The following is a 7445-nucleotide window of genomic DNA, read 5'->3' as shown; positions in this document are numbered from 1 at the left end:
GTGCGACCGCACCATGGTCGAGCAGGTGCTGCTCAACCTGGCGCGCAACGGCATGCAGGCCATGCCCGAAGGCGACCCGCCGACCGCCTCGGGGCGGCGCGTGCTCACGCTGTCGGTCGGGCAGTCGCGGCTGCACTCGGGCGAGGAAGACCCGCCGCGCAAGGTATGGGTCGAGTTCGCCGTCACCGACCACGGCCGTGGCCTGAGCGACGAGGTGCGCGACAAGCTCTTCACACCCTTCTTCACCACCAAAGCCGAGGGCATGGGCCTGGGCCTCTCGCTGTGCCGCACGGTGATCGAGCAGCACGGCGGCGCGCTGACCCACGAGCCGGCGCAGCCGCGCGGCACGGTGTTCCGGTTCACGCTGCCGGGGGCCTGAACTATCATCCCGCCCATGACCCAACACCCCGACGCCAAGGTGTTCATCGTGGACGACGACAAGGGCGTGCGCGAGGCGCTGGCCTGGTTGCTGCGCACGCGCCGCCTGCTCAGCGAAGGCTACGAGAGCGCCGACGACTTCCTCACCGAGATCTCGCGCTGGAGCGGAGAGCCCGGCGTGCCCTGCTGCCTGCTGCTCGACGTGCGCATGCCCGGCACCAGCGGCCTCGCGCTGTTCGAGCACCTGCTCACGCTGCCCTGGCAATCCGCGCTGCCGGTCATCTTTCTCTCCGGCCACGCCGACGTGCCGACCGCGGTCGATGCGGTCAAGCGCGGGGCCTTCGATTTCTGCGAAAAACCGTTCTCCGACAACGCGCTGGTCGACCGTGTCGAGCAGGCGCTGCAGCTGTCGGCGCAGGTGCTGGCCAGCCGCAAGCAGCGGCTCGGGGTTCAGCAGCGGCTCGACGGGCTCACCGAGCGCGAGCGCGACGTGATGCACCTCGTGATCGAGGGTCTGCCCAACAAGCTGGTCGCCGACCGGCTCAACATCAGCGTGCGCACGGTCGAGGTCCACCGCTCGCGCGTGTTCGACAAGATGGGCGTGAAGTCGGCGGTGGAGCTGGCCAACGCGCTGCGCGAGGTGGGCGGGCGTTGAGCCTCAGTCGCGGGTGTCGGGCCGTTCGGCCTTTTTTTCTTCGGGCAGCTCGCCGTTTTTCCGGCCTGAAAACATGGTCCACCACACAATGAACACCAACAACACCAGCGCAGCCAGCGCTTCGAGCAACAACAAGGTCATGGGTCTTTGGGGCCGTGGGGTGGGGTGGCGGTGGATGGCGGCCCTGATTGTAGGCAGCCTGGCCGCGTGCACCAGCGTGCCGCCCACCGGTTCCACACCCGCGCCAGTGGCTTCTTCGGCCGACGAGGTGCCGCTGCCGCCGCTCATCCAGCGCCAGGCCAGCCGCTGGCTGCCGGTGCGCTGGGCCGAGCTGCCGGGCTGGGGGCTGGACAGCCTGCACGAGGTCTGGGGCGCCTGGGCGCGTGGCTGCGAGCGGCCGGCGCCGATGCACGCGGCGCTGTGCGCCGAGATGCGCCCGCTCACCATGGCCGGCACCGCCGAACAGCAGGCCTGGATCGAAAGCCGCTTCCAGCCTTACCGCGTGGTCGAGCCCGACGGCACCACGCCCCAGGGCCTGATCACCGGGTACTACGAGCCCATCATGGCCGCCAGCCGCGTGCCCACCTTCATCCACCGCACGCCGCTGTACGCGCCGCCGCCCGGCCTGCCGGCCGGGCAGCCCTGGTACAGCCGCCAGGAGATCGACACCCTGCCCGCCGCCCAGGCCGCGCTCAGGGGCCGCGTGATCGCCTGGCTCGCCGATCCGATCGACGCGCTGATCCTGCAGATCCAGGGCTCGGGGCGCCTGCAGTTCAAGGAGCCGGACGCCACCGTGAGCACCGTGCGCGTGGCCTTCGCGGCGCACAACGGCCACCCCTACCAGAGCGTGGGCAAATGGCTGCTCGACCAGCGCGCCATCCGCGAAGCCAGCTGGGACGGCATCAAGGCCTGGGCCGCCAACAACCCGGGCCGGCTCAACGAGATGCTCTGGAGCAACCCGCGCACGGTCTTTTTCAAGGAGGTGAAGCTCTCCGAGCTGGACGCGCGCTTCGGCCCGCGCGGCGCCCAGGGGGTGCCGCTCACGCCCGGGCGCTCCATCGCGGTCGATCCGCTGAGCATTCCCTACGGCACGCCGGTCTGGATCGCCTCGCGCGGCGTGGTCTACAACCAGCAGCGGCTGGTGATGGCGCAGGACACCGGGGGCGCCATCGTCGGCGCGGTGCGGGCCGACCTGTTCACCGGCTGGGGCGGCTGGGGCGACGCGCCCTACCAGCTCGCCTCGCGGCTCAAGCAGCCGCTGCAGATGTGGGTGCTCTGGCCGCGCTGAAGCGGTGGCCGGGCCGGGCCACCGGCCCTGTGAACCCCGGCGATCCCGTGCTCAGGTTCGCCCGGCCGTCACCTGCGCGATCACGTTGACCAGTTTGCGGGCGGCCGCGTCCCAGGTGAAGCGCGCGGCAAAAGCGCGCCCGGCGTCCGACAGCCCCTGCCACAGCGCCGGGTCGTCCCGCAAGCGCAGCAGCGCGGCTTCCCAGGCCGCCGGGTCGTGCGGATCGACCTTCAGCGCGCCCGGTCCGCAGACCTCGGGCAGCGCGCCGCAGGGCGCGATCAGGGCGGGTGTGCCCAGCAACAAGCCCTCGACCGGCGGCAGGCCGAAACCCTCGGTCAGCGAGGGTGTGCAGACGGCCAGCGCATGGGCCTGCAGGCTGCCCATCTCGCCCTCGCTCACGTAGCCGGCGAACACGGTGTTGGCGGGCAGGGGAAAGCCTGCCGCCGCAAAATCCGCGGCCCTGGCGCGCCCGGTCAGCACCAGCGGCAACCCCGCCAGCCCCGGGCGGGCAAAGGCCTGCAGCAGCAGGCCGATGTTCTTGTGCGGCTGCAGGTTGGCCAGCGACAGCGCATAGCGCCTCGGGGTCAGGCCGAGGCGGGTCAGGACCGCGTCGTCCCGGGGGATGCGCAGCACGTGATCGACCCCGTTGTGGATGACGTGGATGCGCTCGGCCGGGGCGATGCCCAGCGAGATCAGTTCACGCTTCGCGAACTCGGACACCGTGAGCAGGCCCAGCTGAGCGGAGCCCGCCAGCCGGATGTGCAGCCGTGCCCAGGCGCTGCGCACCTGCCCGTACGAGCGCGGCGTGGTGAACACCTGCGCGTCGTGCACCATGGTCAGGCCCGAGCGCACCCTGAACGGGGTCATGTTGCAGAAGCTGACCAGGAGCTGCCCGCGCGCGGCCCCGGGCAGGCACAGTTGTTCCCAGGCGATGCCGCGCAGGTGGCCCACGACCCTGATCGGCAGGTTCGGTGCCGGCCACGCCAGCCGCGTCCCCGGTGGCACGGCGATCGAGACGTCCGGGTGGTGTGGCAGCTCGCCCAGGGCCCGCGTCAGTTCGTAGGCCACGCGGTGCACGGCGGTCGGCGCGGCCGACAGGAACTTGCCGTTGATCACGACCCCGGACGGGGCACCCGTGTTCACAGCTCAAGGATCCGGCGGGGATCGACGCGCCCCCGCAGGACGTCCCGGATGGCCAGCCAGTTCCCGGCGGCGCGCCCCTGGCGGTCGATCCAGGGCTCCGGGCGGAACAGCCTGGCGTGGTTGGCGAGCAGGTTGCGCAGGATCATCCACACGGCGATCTGGCGCGGCAGCGTGGCCTTGCGCAGCAGGTACACCGGGTTGCAGACCTGGCTGTACCCCAGCCGCCGCCCGCTTTTTTCGCGCCCCCGCTTCTCCCCGCAGTGCACGCCCTGAAAGGCGTCCGTGTGCACCAGCGGGCCCGCGACGCGGCCACCAAAATCCAGGTCCTCCAGCCAGGCGTAGAGCGGCAGGTTTTCGTCAAACCGCACCCCCGCGATCACCGAGACACGGTAGGCCATGTTGCAGCCGTAGAGCCCGTGGGTCCGCGCAAGGATGGCGGTCGCTTCCGTGTCCCCCGCCGTGTCGGCGGTGTCCACGATGCGCCGCGCGTCCTCGGGGGCAATCCCGGGGCCGTTGATCCCGTCGGCCAGCACCAGGCCGTGCGCGCCGGCCACGTCGGGATGACGCGCGAAGAACCGCGCGATGCCGGCGATGGCGAAGCGGGAGGGGATGAAGTCGTCGTCGTAGAACACCACGGCCCCATTGTCCGGGCGCAGCCGGTCGAGGCCGCGGTTGCGCTGCACGCAGGAGCCGCGCGGCCCGAAGAGGTGCTCGACCTCGAACGGGTAGTCCTTCGCCGGCGGCGCATCGGCCGGGCTTTCCATCGACAGGATCACCTGCGAGGGCCATTGCGTCTGCCCGGCCAGCCGGTCCAGCAGCACACCGACGCTGTCGGGGCGACCCAGGGAGGCAATGATGACGCCGACGTTCATGGTGGGCGCCGTTGCGTCAGGTGGTCGGCCAGCCGGTAGGCAAACGCCATGATCATGAGCGTCGGATTGGCGTGACCGCAGGTCGGGAAGATGGACGCCCCGGCGATGTACAGGCCTTCGACGCCATGCACCTTGCCATCGGCGTCCACCACGCCCCGGCCCGGGTCGGACGCCATGCGCGTGGTCCCGGCCGAATGGCCCATGTCGATGATGTCGGCGCCGCGGGCGTCGCGATCGGCAATCCAGTCCGCGATCACCGGCAACGGCAGGCCCGCCTTGCCGAACTCCCGCTGCAGGATGTCGGCGAGCCGGGTCAGGGTGCGGATCTCCAGCTCGCCGATGCGCCAGCGCGCCACCGGCAGCGGCATGCCGAAACGGTCTTGCTTGGGCGACAGCTGGATGCGGTTGTCCCGGTCCGGTGCCTGCTCGCAGATGGCGTCGATGGACAGGCCCACCAGCTTGTGCGGCACGCCCCGTGTCAGGTATTCCTCCACGGCAAGGCCCGGCCGGAACCGCAGGACCTGGTGGACCGCGAAGCGCGACCAGGCCTTCGGAAACCGGTGGCTCTGAAAGGCCAGGCGCGCCAGCCCCTTGGCCATGATCCCGGGGGATTTGAGGATGGCGCGGGCGTCCGACAGGTAGTCCCCGCTCTGGCGTTGGACGATCCGCCTGACCGCGCTCCAAGGGTCGTCCGGCGCGCGTTCGCCCATGGTGTAGGCCGCGCAGTTCAGCAGGCCCTCGGCGGCCTGGACGCTGGCCGTCGGCGTCAGGCCGTGCATGTACATGCTCACGCCCCGGTGGCCCCGCAGGCCGTAGAAGCCGTAGAGCCGGGACATGGCGGGGATCGCGCCCGGGCTGAAGCTGGCGAGCCTCGCGCTGGGGTGGTCCAGCAGGTACCGTCCGACCAGGTCCCGGTCATTGCCCAGCCCGGCGGCATGTCGGGACCGCGAATTCAGCAGCAGCCGCGCGTTCTCGATCGCACTGGCCGCCAGCACGATGGTCCGCGCCTCGATGATCCTCCGCGCGCCCGAGGCGTCCGCGACCAGCACCGCGCAGGCGCGCTCGCCCGATGCATCGGTCAGGACCTCCAGCACGGTGGCGCCGGTGAGGACGCGGCACCCCCTCGGTGCGGCCTTGGTGAATTCGGCGCCGGCCCGCAGGACATCCGTCGGGTCGATGGTCGAGCGGGCGAACTGCCAGAAAAAGGAGCCCAGCACCGCGGGGTCCGGGTGCGGCGCGGGGGGCGCGCGGCGCAGGTGCTCCCACAGGCGGCCGTCATAACAGTTGAGGCCGAGATTGAGCGCGCCCGCGGCCTTGTCCAGGTGGGGCGCCAGGTCGGCCGCCGTCACGGGCCAGCCGCTGTCCGGCACCCAGGGGCGCACCGCGTAGTCCAGTTCGCTGAACGCGGCGGATTTGCCCGCCCAGGCCACCGTCGAGCCGCCCAGCGCGCGGCAACGCACGCCGTAGCCTTGCCGGTCGTGCGCCCACATCCGGGTTTGGTGCGCGTGGAACATTTGCCGCTTGGCGGCCTGACGCGGCGACCAGATGCCTGCCTCGCTCAGCGTCTCGTTGAGCGCTTCGGTGCTGTCCTGCTCCGCCAGCCCGCCGCTCTCCAGCACCAGGCTGCTGCGGCCGGCCTCGGCCAGCCCGCGCGCGACGCTCAGGCCCGCCGGGCCGCCGCCGACGATCAGGACGTCGCAGCGCTCGATGCGGGCGTCGCCGAGGCTGGCGAGGTCTTCGATGGGCAAGGGAGCGGACATGTCAGCCACCGCCGTTCGGCCAGGTCAGGGGGAGCGGGCGGGCGCTGCGGCCGTGGTGCAAGCCCCGTGTCATGCCGGTGCCCCATCCCTCTGTGCGGACAGGCGGGCGATCGCCGCCCGCAGCGTCCGCTTCTGCAGCAGCATCACCGGCGCCGGGTACTGCGCGCCCAGCGACACCCTGCAGGTCCGGCTGAGAATGTCCAGCGTCGCCTGGTAGTCCTCGACGCGGTAGGTGATGTCCCGGTGGGCCCACTGGTGCGGGTTCATCCGCTCGTGAAACGACCGCTTGCACAGCACCGCTTCCCAGTTGGTGAACACATGCCGGCCGGTGTCGATCAGCCGCCCGGCGCCCCGGGTCTGGCCGAAGATCCGCGCTTCCTCCGGGTCGTCGAAGAGCACGCTCAGCGCCACGGCGTCCTCGGGGCTGTGGTGCGGCGACGGCCGGCAATGGGGACGACCGGCAAAGAGGTCCGCGACGCCGGGGTACCGGGCGTGCAAGGTCTTCAGCAGGGGGTCCAGGCGGCCCAGCTGCGCGTGCAGCACCGCGCCGGTCAGCTCGGACACGCGGCAGTTCAGGCCTGAGAACAGGGGCTCGTCGGTCGGTGCGTGCTGGCGGATGAAGGCGCCGGGGTCGTGGAACATCCGGGCGCGCTCAAAGTAGCGGTCGTCGTTCGTCAGCACGGCGCCGCCCTCGCCCGCCGTGATGTTCTTGTGGTGGTTGAAGCTGAACACCCCCAGGTCGCCGATGCCCCCGACCCGGCGCCCCTTGTACCGAAGGCCGACGGCCTGACAGGCGTCTTCGATCACCAGCAGCTTGTGCCGCCGGGCGATCGCCATGATCGCGTCCATGTCGCACACCACGTTCTGCATGTGGACCGGAACGATGGCCTTGGTGAACGGCGTGATCTGGCGTTCGATGTCCTGCGGGTCGATGGTCAGCGACGCGTCGATGTTCACCAGCACCGGCACGGCGCCGACGGCCAGCGGGGCGAGTGCCGTGGCCACCCAGGTGTAGGCGGGCACCAGCACCTCGTCGCCGGGCCCGATGCCCGCGGCCGCCATGGCGGTGATCAGCGCGTTGGAGCCGCTGTTGACCGTGAGCACGTGCCGGACGCCGATCAGCCGGGCCAGCCTGTCTTCAAACCGCGCGGTGTACCCGTCCTTGCCGCGCGCATAACGCAGCAACTCACCGCGGGCGATGACCATGCTCAGGTTCGCCAGTTCCCGGATTCCCACTGCGGGCATTCAGACCACCCTTCCGCACAGGCCGTGGCCAGGCCGGCGCGCGCCGGCGTGGCCACGGGTCACCGGCCGCAAGGCCAGGTTCCTCGGTCCAGCGATGGCGCGAC

At 71.3% G+C, this 7445-nt stretch carries 8 protein-coding genes; 3 read left to right on the top strand and 5 right to left on the bottom strand.

Features of this window, described 5'->3' with window-relative positions; translation table 11 throughout:
* A partial coding sequence (locus tag IV088_RS08105; RefSeq protein WP_291100257.1) for an ATP-binding protein occupies window positions 1–379 on the top strand: 379 nt, incomplete at its 5' end.
* A gap of 15 nt (window positions 380–394) precedes the next feature.
* Window positions 395–1033: a response regulator gene (locus IV088_RS08100; protein ID WP_291100254.1), complete on the top strand. Its 639-nt coding sequence runs from the start codon at window positions 395–397 to the stop codon at window positions 1031–1033.
* 3 nt (window positions 1034–1036) lie between these two features.
* On the opposite strand, the gene IV088_RS08095 is transcribed toward IV088_RS08100, so the two are convergent.
* On the bottom strand, window positions 1037–1174 hold the full coding sequence (locus IV088_RS08095; RefSeq protein WP_291100252.1) for a hypothetical protein: 138 nt from the start codon (window positions 1172–1174) through the stop codon (window positions 1037–1039).
* 34 nt (window positions 1175–1208) lie between these two features.
* Here IV088_RS08095 and IV088_RS08090 point away from each other — a divergent pair, with 34 nt between their 5' ends.
* Window positions 1209–2321: an MltA domain-containing protein gene (locus tag IV088_RS08090; protein ID WP_291100250.1), complete on the top strand. Its 1113-nt coding sequence runs from the start codon at window positions 1209–1211 to the stop codon at window positions 2319–2321.
* A gap of 51 nt (window positions 2322–2372) precedes the next feature.
* On the opposite strand, the gene IV088_RS08085 is transcribed toward IV088_RS08090, so the two are convergent.
* The 4 genes from IV088_RS08085 to IV088_RS08070 all read right to left on the bottom strand — a co-directional run bounded on the left by IV088_RS08085 (window position 2373) and on the right by IV088_RS08070 (window position 7341).
* Window positions 2373–3464 (bottom strand): glycosyltransferase family 1 protein, encoded by a 1092-nt coding sequence (locus IV088_RS08085; RefSeq protein ID WP_291100248.1) that lies wholly within the window; start codon window positions 3462–3464, stop codon window positions 2373–2375.
* On the bottom strand, window positions 3461–4336 hold the full coding sequence (locus IV088_RS08080; RefSeq protein ID WP_291100245.1) for a glycosyltransferase family 2 protein: 876 nt from the start codon (window positions 4334–4336) through the stop codon (window positions 3461–3463). Before IV088_RS08080 ends, IV088_RS08085 begins: the two co-directional genes overlap by 4 nt.
* Entirely contained in the window at window positions 4333–6096 is a 1764-nt protein-coding gene (locus IV088_RS08075) for a GMC family oxidoreductase (protein WP_291100242.1), read from the bottom strand. Before IV088_RS08075 ends, IV088_RS08080 begins: the two co-directional genes overlap by 4 nt.
* A gap of 69 nt (window positions 6097–6165) precedes the next feature.
* Window positions 6166–7341, bottom strand: a complete 1176-nt coding sequence (locus tag IV088_RS08070; RefSeq protein WP_291100239.1) for a DegT/DnrJ/EryC1/StrS aminotransferase family protein — start codon at window positions 7339–7341, stop codon at window positions 6166–6168.
* Window positions 7342–7445 lie beyond the last annotated feature (104 nt).

The organism is Hydrogenophaga sp. (genome assembly GCF_018780075.1).
Taxonomy (GTDB): Bacteria; Pseudomonadota; Gammaproteobacteria; order Burkholderiales; family Burkholderiaceae_C; genus Hydrogenophaga.
The sequence above is the reverse complement of the archived record's forward strand: the minus strand, read 5'-3'. Positions and strand labels throughout refer to the sequence as shown.